Origin of the sequence: Variovorax fucosicus, from assembly GCF_030316825.1 — a bacterium.
GTDB classification, from domain to species: Bacteria; Pseudomonadota; Gammaproteobacteria; order Burkholderiales; family Burkholderiaceae_C; genus Variovorax; species Variovorax fucosicus.
Genome location: NZ_JASZYU010000005.1, coordinates 38495 through 55993 on the forward strand (window position 1 = coordinate 38495; position 17499 = coordinate 55993).

Consider the following 17499-nt stretch of genomic DNA (forward strand, 5'->3'; position numbering starts at 1 on the left):
CGGCGACCCGGCCGGCGATCGCGTCAGTCGTTGATTGATCCGTCTCGCTGGGCGTCTGCCAGGTAGCCCGAGAGCGGCTGACGCGGCTTGAAGTGCGGATCGGCCACGATGCGCATGCCGCGCGGGCCGCGGACGCCTTCGAGGGCCGAGAGGCTGACTTGCCCCAGCTCTGGGCTGCCCGTGCCGGCGTCGCACAGGCCGAACGCCTTGTCCCCCTCGGCGTCAAGCTCAGTGAGCAGCCACGCCGCACCGGCGTCCAGGGTGTAGAGCTTGACCACGGGCAGCGGGTCGACGGTTTCGCCATGCGCCCGCGCTGCGCCATTGGCCAGCAGCCGGATTCGCTGTTCTTCGGTCAGGAAAGTCATGGTTCTCGCGTGAGGCCGTTAAATACTAATTCGCAGGTGGCATAAAGCAAGTCCCAGAAGCGACGCCCAGACGCTTCCTACCGGCCGGTAGGAATTCGTCTTTTTCAGCACGCCAAACCGAAAACGCTGCTGGCAAGCTATTTTATGAGTTAAAGATAACGTGGTTTTAATTGCTTTAAAACGTAACGCTTCTGTGTATGCAGAAGCAGGGAATACAGCGCGGGCGGCCGACCGGCGCGACGACATTCGAGGCAGGCCCGGCACGGGCCTTTGGTGATGCGGTGCGCGCCATGCGTACCGAGGATGGCGTTGCCCAGGAAACCCTGGCGCACCGGGCCGGCATCGAGCGTTCGCACATGGGCAAGATCGAGCGCGGCGAGCACATGCCGACCTTGGCGATGATCCTGAAGATCGCGCGAGCGCTCGAACGCAGCGCTGGCGAATTGATGCTGGAGACCGAAGCACGTCTGCCCAAGAAAGAGGGTTAGGACGAGATTGGCCGCCGACCGTCGCCGGCGGCCAATGAACCGCGGCTAGACCACGATGCGCCCGGCGACACGCGCCTCTCGCGCATACGCGCTCAAGCGTTTCTGTGCCTCGAAATGCAGGTCCTGTTCAACGGGCAGGCCCAACCGGCCGCGCACGGTGGTGACCTCTGCAAGACTCACCCACCCCAGTTCGGGAAACCCCAGTCCGAGGTCGCAAAGCCCGAACGCATGGTCGTGGTCGTCCGGGTCGATCTCGGTCAGCAGCCAGGTCGCCCCGGCGTCCGGGGTAAACAGCTTGACCACCGGGGCGGGATCGAAGTTTTCCTGTTCGAGGGACTGCCGGCCGTTGGCCAGCAGCAGCGCGCGTTGTTCATCGGTAATGAGCTTAGTCATGGTCTTCTCCTTGGAAGGATTCAGGGCGGGATTGCCCGAGACCGGAAGCAGCACGGCGCAGCGCAGCCGTCAGGGTTCGACAGACGGCCGCAAGGCCGCCAGCGTGCACAGCACGCGCAGACCTTGACGGTGAGAACGGCGTGATACGGTGCAGGGAACAGCAAGCCAGCCCTCCCCTCGCCCCTGCTCCTGCAAACGCAGTGCGCAGCGCCGACAGGCGCGAAGGCGTCAGCGATGAAAGCCCGAAGGGGCGAGACGCCACCGGCGGCTCGATGCGCAGCACGACAGCGCGGCCGGCATCGCCGGAGACGCACAAGAACGCTTGGGCTGGATGACGGATATGTGGAGAGTCGTAGAGCCAGCGATCCGGCATTCAACAAACCCTCTGAAGCGCAAAGCCGCCTTCACGAATCGCCGTTGACCCGTGGAACCGCAAAACCAGGAAAGCGGATCGGCGAGTAGACGCAGATACGGGTTTACTCATTTGGGAACATCCGCAAAGCCGCTAGGCAGGTGCCTGCCTGCGCAGATCTGCTGTCGCTCAACAGCAGCACCGAGCGAATACGATGTCTGCATGGAAGCTGCTCAACAAGGAACCTCGGACGATCCCCTGGAAATCATGCTCCGTCGTTCCGACGAGCTGCACGAAGCCCTGCTGCACCTGCTCGACGGCGCCGATTTCGATCCCTCTCCTCGTGGCGAGGCTGCCTTCGGCATGTGCTCCGTGGCGCTCGAGCATGGGCTCAGCCTGCGCGCCTTGATGGCGATGGGATTGGCCACGTCGGCAGTCGGCCTGATGCGGCTTCAGTTCGAGGCCTTGACCCGCGCCATGTGGCTGCAATATGCAGCCAGCGATCTGGCCATCGAGAAGCTCAGCGCACCGCTGACCCTGCAGAGCGAGCAGGCCGCGAAGAATCTCCCCTCGGCCAGCGAGATGATCGAGCAGATCGGCAAGCGCGTCGGACCCAACGTGCCCGCGGCCGCGCACCAGATGCTGGCGCACTTCAAGGACGTGTCCTGGCACGCCATGAACTCTTTCGTGCATGGCGGCATCCACCCGCTGCGCCGACAGTCCGAGGGCTTCCCGGTACACTTGGCCCTGCAGATCCTGCGAAATTCCAATGGCCTGCTCACGATGACCGCCATGACCCTGGCGGTGCTGACGTGGGATGAAGCCGTCGCCAAGCCGATGAGCAAGATCCAGCCCGCGTTCGCCGACTGTCTGCCTGACTTGTTGAAGTAGCGGCCTTGCAGGGAACAGCGCCCCGCTAAAGCGGGGCGCCGAGGGCGACGCTCAGTCGCCCTTGCTGCGCGACCAGATCAGGTTGTGCGCACCGTCCTCGCCTTCGACCAGGCGGGCGTAGATCGTTGCCGGGAACGACGGATCATCGAGGGTCACCGAGAGGTAGGGGCGTTCGGCCCGGCTGAGCTTCTTCCACGCCGCGCCGATCTCGAAGTTGCCGGCGACGATGCGGTAGTCAGGAGCGTTCTCGCTCTCCTTGTCGTTGGGAACGATCTTGACCTTGACGTTGAGCGTCAGGGTGCGAACCGTGCCGGTGTAGCTGTCGTTCTGTGCGGTGAAGGTGCCGATGTTGGCCATGATGAAGTCCTTTTGAAGTTGACCAGGTCGCGCCCATCGCGGCCTTGGCGTGATCCGATGGGTGAGGGTCCGGGCGCGCCGCATCCCATAGCGAAGCGGAGGGGCCGCAACGCAGTGAAGGATCGGGAGGCCCGAGAAATTTGCCTCGCGAGGAAGACCGCAGGTCGGGGAAATTTGTCGGGCCGGACGGTTGCGGCGAACAAGCCCGAGGCGGCGCGAAACAAAGTGCAGCGCCTCCGTGCCCTCGCCAGGATTCACGACAAATACAAGGCCGCTGTGGGTGTGATCCTGTCGCGAAAGGACGCATGGCCCCAGCACCGTCTCCGCCGCAACAGTGTTTCCGGCACGACCCCCGAAGCGATCCCAGTCCATGTCAGCCGCGCAACGAAAAGGAGGAACGATCCCACCGCATCCGCGCTGCCAGTAGATCCGGCATTTGTGGCGCGGAAGGAGCTGCGCATCGGAACGCTCTCTGTGAGCCACCGTCGTCTGGCGGACTGTTAGCCCGCTTCCTTCAGGACGGCTCGCACGACATTCGAGCGCAGCAAGTTGCGTCGTGTCCGCGCTCCACCACTGGCGGGGCGCGCATTTCTAGGTTCCAGGGCATTGGAGTGCCAAAACCTTTGTCGCGATGCGCGACTCCATCTGTGCCCGCTGGACAGCCACCAGCGTGACAGTGGCTTCGCAGACGACCTCGTGCGCATCGTGGGCCTGAACGCGGAATGTCGCGCTCCGGTCCCCCAGCCGTTCAAGCCATCCGCGCAGTCGCAGCGGCGACCCTGGCGGAATTGGTCCTCGATGCTCGATACGGATCGAACGGCCGACCACCACTTCAATTGCGACATCGACGTGCTGCTGCATCTCACGAATGCAAATGGATTCGACCACCGCAACCAGGTACCCGGTGGCAAGACATTCGATCAGTCGCTCTGCATACCCGCTTCCGTGCGGAAGCCGCGAGAAAAGCGACTTCGCAGTCTGGTCGGCCGGCACGGTGTATGACTCTTCAAAGAATATCTCGCTGACGCCTTGGTGGTTCATGGGGTATCCGGGTGGGGTTGTCGAAGGCTCGATCAGCGCGCTGGATTGCAGGCGATCGGTGCTGTTCGATGCTCCTGTGACCAGCAGGCATCCCCAACCCACCGCAGCGAGCGCTGGCGTAGGGTGGCACGCAGGGAGCGTTGGGCTTGTGCGTTCCGGAAGTTAAAACGCGCGCGGCAAACCTGCCGCGCGCGTCGCGCCGATTTCTCGATCCCCGGCCTCGCGGCCGGGGATTCATGAGGATCACACCGTTGCGTGCGCGTCCTCTTGGGCTTCGGCATCAGCCTGCCCCTCAGCAAGCGGTTCAGCGCCTGCAACGTCAACTGCCACTGCCTCCTGGGCGCGGAACATCGCGGGCAGCCAGCCTGTACCCGCCGCCAGCCGCTCGGCCTCGCTGGCGATCTGCGCCTTCTTGAGTTTGCCGAGCCGGTTCACCTCACCGCACGCGAAGGTGTGCACCCCTTCCAGTGCCTTGGCCTTGGAAACGTGATCGAAGTAGCCCGCTGCGGTCGGTGTCCACCACGCGTGCATGTCCAGCCCCACGGCCTGCGCCAGCGCAGCAGCCGGGGCCTCGTCCTCACGCGAGGCGATGGCCGTTACCGTAAAGCCCACGCACACCGCCAGCAACGACAGCTGTTCCTGTTGTGGCATTGCCAGCAACTCAGCGAACAGCGCATTCGGGTCGTGGGGCAGGCGTTCAGCCCAAGCCTCTCGCACCTGCCGCATCCCCACAGCAGCCGGTGCCTCGGCCACGTCTGGGGCGTACTGCTCCAGCCTGTCTTGCGGATTGGCGGTGATGTTGATGGGCGAACCGTAGTGCGCGTCATGAATGACGCGCAATGCAAGCCGATGCACCACGGCGACCAAGGCCACCTGCGGGTGCCGAGCAACTTCCGCCTGAAGGGCGGCGGTTCGATGGGCACTCAGACGCTTGACCAGCCTCTCAGAAATGGTTAGTTTGGCTTCCTGCTGTTCGCCGCCCCCTTTGGTTTCGTCATCCGGACTGTGCCCATCACGCTCCTGCTGCCGCAGCGTCTTGGCCTGCTCTTCGCGCAGCAGCCCACGATGCACGATCACACCGCCCATGTGGTCGAGCGACACCACAGCCCCCGCCGCCGCCATCGTGCGTGGCGGATAGACCACCAGCGTGCGTTCGATGGCTTCGAGTTCGTTGCCCAGACCGTCCATCTCGTCCTGCGCAGCCTGCGCCTGCTCGTCCGTCATGTCCTCGTTCTCGTCGTCGAGGCGGTCTTGCAGCTTACGTTGCAGCGCTTCGAGCTTGGCGATGCGCTTGGTCTCGGCCTTGCTCGGCTCGCGCCGCTTGCTGCGCATGCGCTGGAACTGGTGCAGGTCGGCGTAGGTGGCACGCGGGGCCACGTCCACCCAACCCCAGCCCTCTGCCTGTACCTGCTCGGCCATCGGCGCGAGCCGGTCTTTCGCCAACGACTCAAGCAGGGCCGCGTCCGTGAGAAAGATGCCGTTCTGTTCATCCGCGAACAAGTCACGCCGCACAGCGCCGCCAGCCTGCTCGTAGACCGGAACCCCTACGAACTTCGCCAGCGCATCGCGGTTCGCATCGATTTCCTCGTGCGTGAGGTGATCGCGCAGCGCCTCCGGACTGCGCTGCCACTGCGGGGACGCATAGAACGCCGCTTCCTGTGCCGCATGGTCGTCGGTGATGGCAAGCGCCATCAGCTGCTCCAGCGTCACTGCATCAATCCGGTAGTCGGCCAGCAGGCGCGGCGAGACGTTGGCGAGCTTCAACCGCCGCTGCACAACCAACGGGGTCACGCCGAAGTCGGCGGCAATGTCCTCGATGGGCCGTCCCTCGGCCACCAGATCGGCGAAAGCCTCGAACTGGTCGGCCGGGTGCATGGCCTCGCGCTGCACGTTCTCGGTCAGGCTTACCGTGCGCGCCGCCGCATCAGACCCCAGCAGGCAGGCCACCTCGAAGTCCTTGGCGAGCTTGCGCCGCTTGACCAGCAGCTTGAGCGCGGCGAGGCGACGGCGACCGGCCACAACCTCGTAGTGCTCGCCATCAGCGGCCAGCACCACATTGAGGTTTTGCAGCAAGCCCACACGGGCGATGCTCGCGGCCAGTTCGGGAATCGACGTGCCGCCGCTCTTGCGCACGTTGCGGCTGGAAGGCCGCAGCTTGGACAGCGGAATCAGCAGCAGTTCCTGCGCAGCCGTGACGGCTGCGACAGCAGCGGCGACGGCAGTGGTTTCGTGAAGGGTAGCGGTGTTCATATTTGAAAACTCCTGTCCCGTGTCGGGACCTTGAAAATGAAGAAAAAAAAAGCGGAAGGGGGTTCAAGATGTCGGTGTCTGCATGCGCGGCTCTCCTGTGGTTCCCCACCCCAGCCGGATTCCAAGATTCGGAGCCCGGTGTTGGCTTCGGTGGGTTCGGCGCAGTGACCTGGGCTGGTCGCCGTTGCCGCCGTCTTTCCTGAGTTCATCGCCCGCGAAAAACCGGGCCGGCGGGGACTGGCCGTCAAGGAAACAAGCGCAGGGTTGGGGCGGCCCGCAGCCGAAGGCGAGGACACGGCCCTGCGCGCCTTGACGGCCAGGCCTCGGTGGCTACGGTCGCGGGATCAGCGATGAGGGAAGGGAAAGACGGATTCCCGGCCAACGGCCAGGGAAGCGACGGACCCACGGCCGCGCGGCGAGCGCCACCGCGTGTCGTGGGCACGCCTAGCTGGAGGTGAACAAGCGCGGAGCGCGCTTCGGCAATGTGCGCTGGCCGATCAGGCGCCGCCTGTTCGGCGGCATCGAGGGGCGCCAAGCTTGCGCGGCGGGGATTGGCTTTAGCCAGTCCCCTGGAGACCCCCGACCACGCGCGCAGCGCGCACGACAAAGAAAGAATCAAAGGGCCCGCAGGCCCTTTGTGTCACAGCAACCCGCGCTCCGCAAAGCTCAGCACGTCGCGGCCCGCGACGATCAGGTGGTCCAGCACGCGCACGTCCACCAGCGCCAGCGCCGCTTTCAGCGTCTGCGTCAGGTGCTCATCGGCCCGCGAAGGCTCGGCGACCCGTGATGGATGGTTGTGCACCAGGACCAGCGCCGCCGCATTGCGCGCCAGCGACTCCTTGACCACCTCCCGCGGATAGACCGACGCCTGGCTCACCGTGCCGCGGAACAGTTCGACGTATTCGATCAGCCGGTTCTGCGCATCGAGCAGCAGCACCGCGAACACCTCATGCTCCAGCGCTCCGAGCTTGACGCACAGGAAGTCGCGCACCACCTGCGGCGACGACAGCACCTCGCGCCCCTGCAACTGCTGCCCCAGCAGCCGCTGCGCGGCCTGCAGCACCTCGCCGGTATCGGCCGGCCGGTAGTCGCCCGCGACATCGCGGACCAGAAGAACGGAAGAATCAAAAGAAAAGAGATCGTGTGCCATCGTCGGCTCCGTGAATCGGGCGGGATTGCCCGAGACCGGCACCAGCACGGCGCAGCGCAGTGGTCAGGGTTCGAAGACGGCCGCCAGGACGCAAGCGCACAAGGTGCGCGCAGACCTTGACGACGAGAACGGCGTGCTACGGTGTAGGGAACAGCAAGCCAGCCCACCCCCTCACCCATCGGCAAGCGGAGCGCGCAGGCGGGAACGCAGAGACGGCCGGAGGCGTCAGGGATCAAAGCCGAATGGCCGCGACTCGGCACGAGGCGCGGGGCAACGCCCGCGAGCCCGGCGGCATCCAGTGCCGTGACGCCAAAATGGCGCCGCCGAGCAACCAGTTCCCGCCCACGCCGAAGCTGGATAAAACTACAGTAGTCCGTTACAATACATCACAGCGAGTTGCCAATGGGAAAAGAAACAAGCATCGAGTGGACACACCACACCTTCAACCCCTGGTGGGGTTGCGTGCGCGTGTCCGCTGCTTGCGACCATTGCTACGCGGAGACTTGGGCCAAACGCTTGGGCGAGGATGTCTGGGGTGCGAAGTCCGAGCGCCGGTTCTTTGGCGACGCCCATTGGAAAGAACCACTGAAATGGGATCGCGAAGCCAGGGCTCAAAACGTCCGGCGACGCGTGTTCTGCGCGTCCATGGCGGATGTCTTCGAGAACCGCAAAGATCTGATCCCGCACCGGCTGCGTCTCCTCGAACTCATCGATGCAACACCGCATCTGGATTGGTTGCTGCTCACGAAGCGAATCCATCTGGTTCGCAAGCAATTGCCGAAGGGCTACCAACTGCCGTCAAACGTTTGGCTCGGCGCAACCGTAGAGAACCAGGCTGCCGCCGGCAAGCGCTTGAAGTACCTTATGGAATTCACGACGCCATCGGTTCGCTTCCTCTCTTGCGAACCATTGCTCGGCCCCCTGGATCTGCGAGAGTGGCTTCAAATCGGCGCCACAGGAACGCGAGTGGACTGGGTCATCGCCGGCGGCGAGTCCGGTCCAGGTTCACGGCCTATGGAACCCCAGTGGCCTGAGGACCTACGCAAACAATGCAACTCAGCCGGCGTAGCATTTCACTTCAAACAATGGGGCCACTGGGCCCCCATTGAACAAGCCGCAAATGCTTTGACGGCGCGCACCGCGATCCATATCGTTCGGCGCGATGGCTCGGAGGTCAAGCTGGCTGCAGTCGGAAAAGGGAAAGCCGGACGCTCGCTGGGTGGTCGCCACTGGGACCAATTTCCAAGTCCAGGCAGGCCGGTTTAGCAACCACCGCCCAATACCGCAGAAAGGCTCGCTCTTGGCACAGAACCACTATGACTGGGCAGACGGACCTGCGGAGCTTGACGCGCACAGCCTGACAAAGCATGAGGTACTGGTCGGATATCTTCTTCGCTATTTCGAGCAGCGGACGCTCAATGCGCGCGGCCGGGAAAGACTGCGCATCACGCTTGTGGACGGGTTCTGCGGTGGTGGTCTCTACACGATCCGGGGAAAGCAGCAGGAAGTCCTTGGCTCCCCGCTTCGCATGTTGGCAGCTGTCGAGGAAGCTCGCGTCCTGATCAACCTGGGGCGGACCAAACCCATCGAACTGGATGTTCAGTACGTGTTCATCGACAAGGATGCACGCGCGCTTTCTCACCTCACCAAGGTTCTCAACGATCGAGGATACGGTGCTGAGATCAATCGCTCCATTCATCTCATGCGGGATGAGTTTGCAGCGGCATCGCCCGCAGTTCTGAAACTCGTCAAGGACCATACACCGCGCGCGACGACGGCCCTCTTCTTTCTGGATCAGTACGGCTACAGCGATGTGCCTGCACCGCTGATCCAGCGAATCTTCTCGGAGCTTCCTGGTAGCGAGGTGGTACTGACCTTTCACGTCTCTTCGTTCGCGACATATACCAACGACGAATTCACGGACCATGTCTCCGGAAAACTGGCCATAGATATCCGATCCGCGCTGGGCGGAAAGTCGATCGAGCAGATCAAGGAGGATGATGCCGATTGGCGCCGCTTCATTCAGGCAGCGCTGTACCAGGCATTGGTTCGCAATTGCGGCGCAGAGTATTTCACCCCGTTCTTCATTCGCGGCGAAGGAAGCGGTCACGGCGAGTACTGGTTGGTTCATCTTTCGCGGCATCCGCGCGCGCAGGATGTCATGAAGCAGGTGCATTGGAAGCACCAGAACCACTTTATCCACTACGGCGGCCCCGGCTTGGACATGCTCGCGACCCATACCATGGGTTTCAGACAGGAGTTCAATGGTGGCTTCTGCTTCGATGACGTTGCGCAGCGGCAGTCGGCCGAGGCACTGGTTCAACAACTCGCTCAAAATATCTTCAAGCGCGATCAGCCAGTCCGTATGGGAGAACTGTTTTCCTCTACCTGCAATACCTCACCCGGCACTTCGACTATGTACAAGGAAGCCCTCGAAGTGCTGGTCGGTGATCAGGACATCGTGATCAAGTCAGAAGATGGAACCGCGCGGAAGCGAGCTAGGTACATAAGCGATACCGACTGGATCGAACGCAGCCGTCAGTCGGCGCTGTTCAGTCGTCCGTCGGGAGATCAGGCATGAGTTTTCAGCTCGCGCAGGACGCCGATCCGCTGCCATTGTTACCTGTGGAACTGGGACGCGCTGGGGAAGGCGTTGGCCGTTGGGTTCCGGAGATGAAACACACCTTCCTGGCCAAGTATGTCGAGGGCACTCGGCGGGCCAGAGAGAAATTCAAGCAACGTGTGTACGTGGATCTATTCAGCGGTCCCGGTCGTATTCAGGTCAAGGGAGAGACGATGACGCGTCCTGGTGGCGCTCAGATCGCTTGGCAACACTCTCGTCGCGATGGCGCAGATTTCACGGCGTGTCTTGTCGGCGATCTAGACGCCGCGCGAGCATCGGCATGCGCCGAGCGATTGCTCGCCATGGGTGCACCAGCGCGCGCATTTCCGGGCGCCGCGGAAGCGACCGTCGATCAAGTGCTCAAGGTCATTCCCAGCAACGCGCTGTGTCTCGCCTACCTGGACCCGTACAACCTTGAGTACCTTTCATTCAGCGTCATCGAGAAGCTGGCGCGCCTGACGTACATCGACTTCGCCGTGCACTTCAGCACTATGGACCTGAGACGCAATGTGCTGATGGAATACAACCCGGAGCGTGCGCGCTTCGACGCTGCGGCACCGGGCTGGCGACAGCATGTGGATCCCGCCGCCTTCGTGCGCGGCGACGCCGACGAAGCATTCTTCGACTACTGGTGCGGCTTGGTAAGAGGCCTTGGCTTCTCCATCAGCCAACGTATGCCCCTTGTCCGCGACTAGGGAAATCGGCCCCTTTACCACCTGGTTTTCTTCAGCCGCCACGAACTTCCGAACAGGATCTGGGGTGATGTGGCGCAAGGTGTCAATCGTGAGTTCGACTTCTAGGGTTCGACTTGCCTTTCAAGCTGCTCGATGACGCGGCGGCGGTCCGCCGAGACGCCAGGACGGGTTGCTGTCGGGCCGCTGTCGTGGTGACGATGGTCACCCATTCCCATACTGCATTGCACCGACCAACGACAATGGAGCTGCAAATGAATGCCACCGAACAAGCGCCACAGGCGCGCCTGCTGACCCCTGCAGAACTGGGCCTGTGCGTCCGGCTGTTCCGGGAAGTGCGCCAATGGTCTCAGGAGCAACTGGCGGAAATTTCCGGCCTGAACGTCCGCACCATCCAACGGGTCGAGCAGAGCCAGGCGGCGAGTCTGGACACGCGCCGAGCACTGGCCCGCGCGTTCGATTTCGAGGACGTGGACGTTCTGAACAAGCCCTTCACGATCCCGACCGAAGCGGAACTCAAGGCTCAGAAGGAGAAGTTCGACCGCGAGCACGTCACACTGACCGCATTGCCCCTCACGACGGGCAAGCAGTTGGCGAAGCTTGTCGAACTCCACATGATGGATCTGTCAGAGCCCGGTTTCGAGCTCAGCCGCGAGGCCGACGAGACGTTCGCCGAGCTGGTGGACTACTTCCGCGACTACCGCGACTGCGCAGACGCGTACACCGAGACGACGAAGTTCGAGGTGTATGACGAGCTGCAGGCGCGGATCGACGCGCTGAAAACGCTCGGCGTCTCGCTGCGCTATGCCGAGCGCAAGATGCAAGTGAAGTGGGGGACGGATTCGGACGCCAAGCCCATGCCGGTCAGCGTGCTCTACGTTGTCGCGTTCCCGCTCGGCAAAGAGCCGGAGCAGTTCGCGACGCCGAAATCTGGCGGGATTCGGCTTTAGCCGAAGTCTCGCATTCGCAACTGGTCGCGCGAACGCCTCGTCGAACCTGGTTCATGGGGCTCACACGCACTGGTCATGGCGCGGCCAAGTTCAGTCCATGTCGCTGCCACGTGTTGACCGGCGAGCGAACGTAGTCACAACCATCCGCTCCCAGCAGCGCCACGACAAACCGGCAGACCAGTGCCCGCATTTCGAGCGTGAGGTTCTGATTGGCTCCCGCCCCATGGACGGCGAAGCCCAGGGGCTCTCCCATGAACAGGGCTTCATGCACCGTCTCGTTGCGCAGCGACGCGACTTCAGCGCCGGACGCGGGGTCAGCCCAGGCCGGAGTGGGCATGCCGAACGCATCGCACATCCACTTCACGCGGCCAGCATGACGAACGGGCCGGGTAGGTCTTTTGACGGCCTTGGCGAGTGCGAAACACACATCGATCGCCGTGTACAGCAGGATGAACCGCCCGAATTCAAGATGCCGCGGGTTCTGGCCCAGAAACAGAGCGTGGACGGCGGCCGCGATCAACCTGGCGCGGTCCGGGGACGACCGATGGAGCGTCCAGTAGGTCTCGGCCAGGTCGAGCGCGTCGGCGAGTCCCCGACCGAGCATCACGAAGTCGACGAGCTTGCCCGGCTTGATGGGCGTCGCGTCGACGAAACCGGCTTCCGTCGCGGTCAGCCGCATTCCCGTGAAGAACGACAAGGCCCACAGGTGGAAGGTGAGGTGGTCGTGTCCCTCGCACAGCGCGTGCGCAATCACGTGCGTTTTCGGGAGTCCGAAGACGCGAGTCGAGTACGGGCGTTGGTGGACGCCGCCGCCCAAATTGCTAACGAGCTGCGGCGGCGCATAGATCCAGTCCTGGTCCAAGGTCTCGCTGCTTTCGATGTCCGCTTTCGCCGAGGCGATGCCGGGCAGCGCCGAAATCGAAACCGGTCCCGATGACAACGCGATCAAGTCAGGGTGATAGCCAAACTCCATGCGGCATATGGACGTCATACGCAACTATGGAGCTTCCTCGGCTGGTCCCGCGAGCGTTGCTCGAAGAAGAGCACTGAGGGCGGGAAGAACATGCTGCGAGAGCTTCTCGTCAGCCCATTCGGACAGGCGGGGGATGTTGCGCATCCGTACCGTGCGCAGCGCGATCGTCAATCGGTGCAGCAGCGGCAGCGAGCCTGTCTCGAGTGCGGCATCGACCCAGGCATCGGCATGCGCCCAACGACGGGACAACAGGTCGGCCATGGCCTGTGTCGCTGCTTCGATCGGACCTTGATCCTGGCACAGGACGCGGCCGCCGTCGCCAAGATCGTGTTCGAGGTGGCCCAGCCCTTCTTCATTCACCCGGAGCAAGGGAAACTTGCATTGGCCAATTTCCAGAAGTACCCAGGCGTCCATCCGCTGGCTGTCGTCGCCGACCACCGCCGTAGGAAGTCTGGCAAATTGCCCCAGGATCATCCACGCGGTCGCATTCCCATAGGTGCGCGAGCGCTCCGCCCCGAGGTCCACGGGCTCGCCGCTGATGTCGCCATGGCGGTTGGACAGCCACACTTTGCCGTCTTCGATCTTCAAGTGAATCAGTCGACCGTTAGGCGCGGCCATCGCGATCAATGCATTCTCCATGAGCTCCTCCGTGGGCTCGCTGGAGAGTAAGCCTTCGATGATTCCAGAGCTGAATCCGCCCGTCCTGTCCGCCATGGCGCGGATCGCTTGAGCGCCGACCAGGTCACCGAGATATGTCGCGCCCAGGCGATTGCCTAGCCAGACTCCAGCCTCACGGGGATCGAGTTCCGCGCGCCGCTCAAGCTCTTCACCCGCAGCATCCGCCAGCTCCTTCAGAAAGGCGGCGGGAACGGTCGGCACAACCACGTCCTCACCCCCGGGGTGCCGATAGACACGTACCGCTCCAATCGAACTGAGTTCGCGCAGCGCGTCGCGACCCTCGGAGGACAGTGCGTCCTGCCGCACGACGAAGCCGTTGGCGGCTGCCAGGGAAAGTTCGGCGGAACGGGCGCCTGTGTCCGCAAGGGCGCAGCGTGCGAGCACGCGGTAGCCGCGCATGAGGTCTTCTTGCCCGGCAAAGCTGCGACGCGCCGCATCCACGAGTTCCATGCCCAGAGCCGGTGGAAGAAGCAGGCTGCGGTTCGGGTCCTGGTGCCGCGGATCGCGCGCGGCGGCGTCGTAGATCGTGCGCAGCACCCAGGGCGCGCGATAGTCCTCCGCGTACTCGGCGCCTTGCTGGAACATGATCTTGTGATTGGCCAAGTTGCGCTGAGCCGCTTGAAACTCCTCCAAGCCCAGGGCGCCAATCTCGATCGTCTCCGCGTTGGTTCCCAACGCCGTTGGCGTGCGGCCGTTACGGCCTTTGGCCAGCCGATCGGCAGCTTCAGTCGTCACGATGACATTGAGCTTCTTGCCAGGGCGCAGGCTCGCCAATTCCTCCAGGTCTGCGGCCATCGCCGTGCCGGGCTGGACATCATCGACGGCAAGTACAAGTGCCGGGCCGGCGAGCCCATTGGACATGCGCCGCAGCCACTGGCGAGCGTCGTTGGCAGTCAGGTTCCACTCCAATTCCGCGGCGAAGAGATTGGCCAGCGACTGGAACAGTCCAGGGCCTGAGCCCCGCAACATCAGGACAGCCAGGTCGTCGCTTTCTTGCGTGCGCAGCGCGACCTCACGCAGGCAACTGCTCTTGCCGCTTTGGGCCGCTCCCTCGATCAGCGTGAAGCCGGTGCCGGCGCGAGCCGACTTGATTGCGGCGAAGCTGCTCAGGCGGGGAAACAGCAGGAGCTGGGCGAAGGGCCGATCCGACGCTCCGGGAGGGTCGGTCATTTCAGCCAGGAGTGTGGCGGTGGCGGAGCGCACGATGGGCACCCAGACGCCGGTTTCCCTGCCCATCAAGGCCTCGGTCGCCCAGCGCATGTCGGCCGCAGCCAATTTGGCTGCGTTGACCAGCAGGCGCTGCACCTCTTTTGCGGCGTCTTCTGCGCCAGACCACAGCTGGCCCGTGTTGGCGTCGTACACGCGTGTCTCACGACCATTGGTCACCACGACAAGGGGTGGTCGCGGCGTCAACTGGTTCGCGTAGCTTTGCGCTTGTTCGTAGTCCGCGAGCGTAAGCGGAAGATCCTCCCGCTTGAGTTCCACCACGGCGAGCGGGCGTCCGCCGTGCCAGATGATCACGTCCGCCCGCCCGCTCTTTTCCCATTGGGCCGCACTGTCGAAGTCGTGCGTTTCATGCCCAAGGCGCACCGTGAAGCGCCTTTGCTCGGTCAGTTGTTCGCGCGGGATGTTTGGGAAGGCAGCGGACAGCGCCGCTGCCAACCGGCTCTCCAGCTCGGCCTCGGGACGAACGGAGGACGACGCGGTCGGCTGTGCTTGTTGGTCTTGTTGTGCGCGAGACATTGCGATGGTTTCCTTCAGGTCCAGGTCTGCAACGACTTCTGCGCAGCGTCGATCTTCTTGAGCAGAGATCGCAACGGGGGGCAATCCGGGTAGTGCGCGCTGAGCATTTGCTTCGCCTGGGCCAGACTGTCATCGTGACGCGCGCGTTCGGCCACCGGCAGTGCGCGCTCGAACGTCGAGCCCGACTCGTGGTAGTACAGCTCGAAGAACTGCTCGGAGGCCAACTCGGCACGGTTGTATTCGCGCTGCGTCCACTCGTCGAGTTCGCTGCGAACGGCGTTGACCCGGTTGTACACACCCTTGCGCTGGTAGGTGGCTGTCAGCACCGACTTCAGCAGGCGTCCCACCTCGGCATGCGCTTCGATCGGCATGCGCCCCTTCGGACGGCGCTGCGGACCAACGAAGGTCTGCACGTAGCCGACCGAATTGCGGGGCACTGCGGCCTTGCGCGTGGCCGGCGGCTTGTCCTTCGCGGCCGCCAGCTTGGCCAGGGCACCAGGGCTCACGAAGAACGGCAGCATGGGGGCTGATTCGCCGCGCCACGCCTCCTCGACGATGGGTGGCGGCAACCGGTCCAGCGCAGCGGTGATGGGCTCCAGCGCGACGCCCTTGGCGGTATCAGCGACCAGGTACAGGCGCGAGCCCCCGTCGGGGGCGTACATGCCCGGCCACGTCGACTTGATCACCGTGAATCCGTGCTTGTCCGCCCAGGCCTGGCGTTCGGCCAACTTCCCCTTTGCTGCTTCCTCGTAGGGTTCGTCGACGAACAGGTAGCGCTTGGTGTCGCGGTCGTACCAGACGCTGTAGTGGTCGCGACCCGGAATCGCGTTGCTGGATCGACCGCCCGGGAAGGCGCGGCTGTGGCTCTTCGAGGGCCGCAGCCGCGTGGCCCCCATGAACTGCAACGCGCGGGCTGCGGTGCAGACGGCGCGACGCGCCTCGGACTGCGTGCGCTGCAGGTGTTCGCGCGCCAGGTGGTCAGGGCCTTCGGCGCGAAAGTGCACGAGGGCGCGATGGTTCTCCAACTGGGCCAGGGTGATCAGTTCGTCCCAGGGACACGGCAACTCCAGCGACAGGGTCTCGCGGCCACTGCTGCCGCTCTCCTTGTCCTTCCAGTACGCCGTCAGGTAGACGCGGTGGCGAGGACGCCGAGCTTCCGTGGCCGGCCGGCCGGACAACACATTGTTCGCGTGGCGGATGTTCTGGTAGCCCGCGGCCTGAGCAGCGGCGTCCAGCGCCTGCAGATGGCGCACCCCGCGTTCGACCTTGAGGGACTTGGCGAGGCGTTTGATGCCGTCCAGGGTGGACGGACGAATAGCTTCACTCGACATGACAATGCTCCTGAGTTCATGACGAAACGTCACCCGTCTGCCGCTTCTCGAACCCGAACATGACATGCGGGAAGAGAGGGAGTGTCGGCAGTGCTGTCAACAGCTTTGCTATGACGGGTGGCAGGCTCCTGCCCGAAGCCTTGGCACCATTATCGCACCGGGCGCGCCGGTGTGCGATGCGACCCACTACCCGAGCGGCGCCGTGGCCGACTTACGGATCGGCCAGCCGACGCACAACTTCACTGCGCAGTAAACAAGGCCATTCGACCGAATATGGGCAGGGCTGGCGCAGGCGTTTGCGGCGCCACGCCGCCAGGCGTAAAATTGCGCCCGGCGCCCGCCAAAGCTCTGGACAGCTTGAAAAAGGCTCTCGTCAGTTCCTGTACATCGCTTCTGAACCCTCCGGGATACCGGCTGTTCGACAGCGACAAAACGTCCAGCGCTCGAACAGCAGTGGAGTATTCCCATGAGCAACTACGCTCGCTCGGCCGTCTACACGGCCTCCCAAGCACTCGTGGCGCAAGGCCTGACGGTCAAGCGCTCCCATCTCACCGAAGTCATTGCAGCATTGCTGGGCTACCGCACCCATGCCGCGCTGACGGCGGACGAGGCGGATACCACGCGCGAGTACCACCTCGATGACGCCGAGATCTACGTCCTCAACGTCCCGCTGGGAACAGGACGCGCGGTCGAATTGGGCCTGCAGAACGGTCCTGTGGTCGTTCAGGCGTGTACCGCCGCGTTGAAAGCCGGCGATGGCCAGGCCGGCGTGTACGAGAGCGTTGCCGACTTCTACGACTCGCATGCCCGCGAGGCCTTGGCGCAGGTAATCTCCGATTCGGACGACGTGGCCGGCGCGATGGCCGAAAGCAACGCGTCGTTCCCGTACGAGCCCGAAATGGAAGACGCGTGCCCCGCGACTTCGGACCTGTGGGCAGCACGGGACGAGTGGACCATCGAAGCCGCAGGTGACCTGACGGGTGAATACGACCCAGAGGGCGATCGCATGTTCAACGGCGACACGCTGAACTGCCGCGGCTGGCTGACTTATCGCAAGGCGGGCCGGGCAGGGCTGGTGTTCGGCGAGGCGGGTGGCTACGGCGGCGTGGACGACAGTTGGCGTGACCAGGACCACGAGGATGAACTGGCCTACCGTCAGAGCCTCGAAAGCGGCCCTGCGGCCGGGTGAAGACAGCCGAGTTTATCGCGGATGGTTCTACTG

Annotated in this window: 16 protein-coding genes; 7 read left to right on the forward strand and 9 right to left on the reverse strand. The window is 63.8% G+C overall.

Annotated features, from left to right (window positions below):
• Positions 1-23: 23 nt before the first annotated feature.
• A complete protein-coding gene (locus QTI05_RS25225; protein WP_076196765.1) occupies positions 24-365 on the reverse strand; it encodes a DUF2958 domain-containing protein in 342 nt (113 codons plus the stop codon).
• Positions 366-562: 197 nt separating this feature from the next.
• Between QTI05_RS25225 and QTI05_RS25230 the strand changes: the two genes are divergently transcribed.
• Entirely contained in the window at positions 563-853 is a 291-nt protein-coding gene (locus tag QTI05_RS25230; protein WP_076196767.1) for a helix-turn-helix domain-containing protein, read from the forward strand.
• A gap of 45 nt (positions 854-898) precedes the next feature.
• Here QTI05_RS25230 and QTI05_RS25235 read toward each other — a convergent pair whose 3' ends face one another.
• Positions 899-1246, reverse strand: coding sequence for a DUF2958 domain-containing protein (locus tag QTI05_RS25235; protein ID WP_286621167.1), 348 nt, complete (start codon positions 1244-1246; stop codon positions 899-901).
• A 424-nt stretch (positions 1247-1670) separates the two neighbouring features.
• On the opposite strand from QTI05_RS25235, the gene QTI05_RS25240 reads away from it, so the two are divergent.
• The gene (locus QTI05_RS25240) at positions 1671-2489 is read left to right on the forward strand and encodes a DUF6988 family protein (RefSeq protein WP_286657981.1); all 819 of its coding nucleotides are present in this window, start codon (positions 1671-1673) and stop codon (positions 2487-2489) included.
• Positions 2490-2540: 51 nt separating this feature from the next.
• On the opposite strand, the gene QTI05_RS25245 is transcribed toward QTI05_RS25240, so the two are convergent.
• The 4 genes from QTI05_RS25245 to radC all read right to left on the reverse strand — a co-directional run bounded on the left by QTI05_RS25245 (position 2541) and on the right by radC (position 7287).
• The gene (locus QTI05_RS25245; RefSeq protein WP_076196773.1) at positions 2541-2846 is read right to left on the reverse strand and encodes a DUF736 domain-containing protein; all 306 of its coding nucleotides are present in this window, start codon (positions 2844-2846) and stop codon (positions 2541-2543) included.
• A gap of 591 nt (positions 2847-3437) precedes the next feature.
• Positions 3438-3887 carry a thioesterase family protein gene (locus QTI05_RS25250; protein ID WP_286539787.1) on the reverse strand — a complete coding sequence of 150 codons (450 nt, stop codon included), beginning with the start codon at positions 3885-3887 and terminating at the stop codon, positions 3438-3440.
• 243 nt (positions 3888-4130) lie between these two features.
• A complete protein-coding gene (locus tag QTI05_RS25255; protein WP_286621170.1) occupies positions 4131-6137 on the reverse strand; it encodes a ParB/RepB/Spo0J family partition protein in 2007 nt (668 codons plus the stop codon).
• A gap of 640 nt (positions 6138-6777) precedes the next feature.
• Positions 6778-7287, reverse strand: a complete 510-nt coding sequence (gene radC / locus QTI05_RS25260) for a RadC family protein (RefSeq protein ID WP_286621172.1) — start codon at positions 7285-7287, stop codon at positions 6778-6780.
• Between the two features lie 402 nt (positions 7288-7689).
• Between radC and QTI05_RS25265 the strand changes: the two genes are divergently transcribed.
• The 4 genes from QTI05_RS25265 (at position 7690) to QTI05_RS25280 (ending at position 11552) form a co-directional block, all read left to right on the forward strand.
• On the forward strand, positions 7690-8553 hold the full coding sequence (locus QTI05_RS25265) for a DUF5131 family protein (protein WP_286621173.1): 864 nt from the start codon (positions 7690-7692) through the stop codon (positions 8551-8553).
• A 34-nt stretch (positions 8554-8587) separates the two neighbouring features.
• On the forward strand, positions 8588-9868 hold the full coding sequence (locus QTI05_RS25270) for a three-Cys-motif partner protein TcmP (RefSeq protein WP_286621175.1): 1281 nt from the start codon (positions 8588-8590) through the stop codon (positions 9866-9868).
• Positions 9865-10605, forward strand: a complete 741-nt coding sequence (gene tcmP, locus QTI05_RS25275) for a three-Cys-motif partner protein TcmP (RefSeq protein ID WP_286621177.1) — start codon at positions 9865-9867, stop codon at positions 10603-10605. The genes QTI05_RS25270 and tcmP overlap by 4 nt, the downstream gene beginning before the upstream one ends.
• 251 nt (positions 10606-10856) lie before the next feature.
• Positions 10857-11552 carry a helix-turn-helix domain-containing protein gene (locus QTI05_RS25280; RefSeq protein WP_286621179.1) on the forward strand — a complete coding sequence of 232 codons (696 nt, stop codon included), beginning with the start codon at positions 10857-10859 and terminating at the stop codon, positions 11550-11552.
• A gap of 73 nt (positions 11553-11625) precedes the next feature.
• On the opposite strand, the gene QTI05_RS25285 is transcribed toward QTI05_RS25280, so the two are convergent.
• From QTI05_RS25285 to QTI05_RS25295, 3 genes are read right to left on the reverse strand one after another with little or no spacing between them, the layout of a single operon-like run.
• On the reverse strand, positions 11626-12501 hold the full coding sequence (locus QTI05_RS25285; protein ID WP_286621180.1) for a hypothetical protein: 876 nt from the start codon (positions 12499-12501) through the stop codon (positions 11626-11628).
• A gap of 48 nt (positions 12502-12549) precedes the next feature.
• Positions 12550-14946 (reverse strand): type I restriction enzyme HsdR N-terminal domain-containing protein, encoded by a 2397-nt coding sequence (locus QTI05_RS25290; protein ID WP_286621181.1) that lies wholly within the window; start codon positions 14944-14946, stop codon positions 12550-12552.
• A gap of 14 nt (positions 14947-14960) precedes the next feature.
• The gene (locus QTI05_RS25295) at positions 14961-16277 is read right to left on the reverse strand and encodes a DUF5623 domain-containing protein (protein ID WP_286621182.1); all 1317 of its coding nucleotides are present in this window, start codon (positions 16275-16277) and stop codon (positions 14961-14963) included.
• Between the two features lie 466 nt (positions 16278-16743).
• Between QTI05_RS25295 and QTI05_RS25300 the strand changes: the two genes are divergently transcribed.
• Positions 16744-17466, forward strand: a complete 723-nt coding sequence (locus QTI05_RS25300) for a hypothetical protein (protein WP_286621184.1) — start codon at positions 16744-16746, stop codon at positions 17464-17466.
• Positions 17467-17499 lie beyond the last annotated feature (33 nt).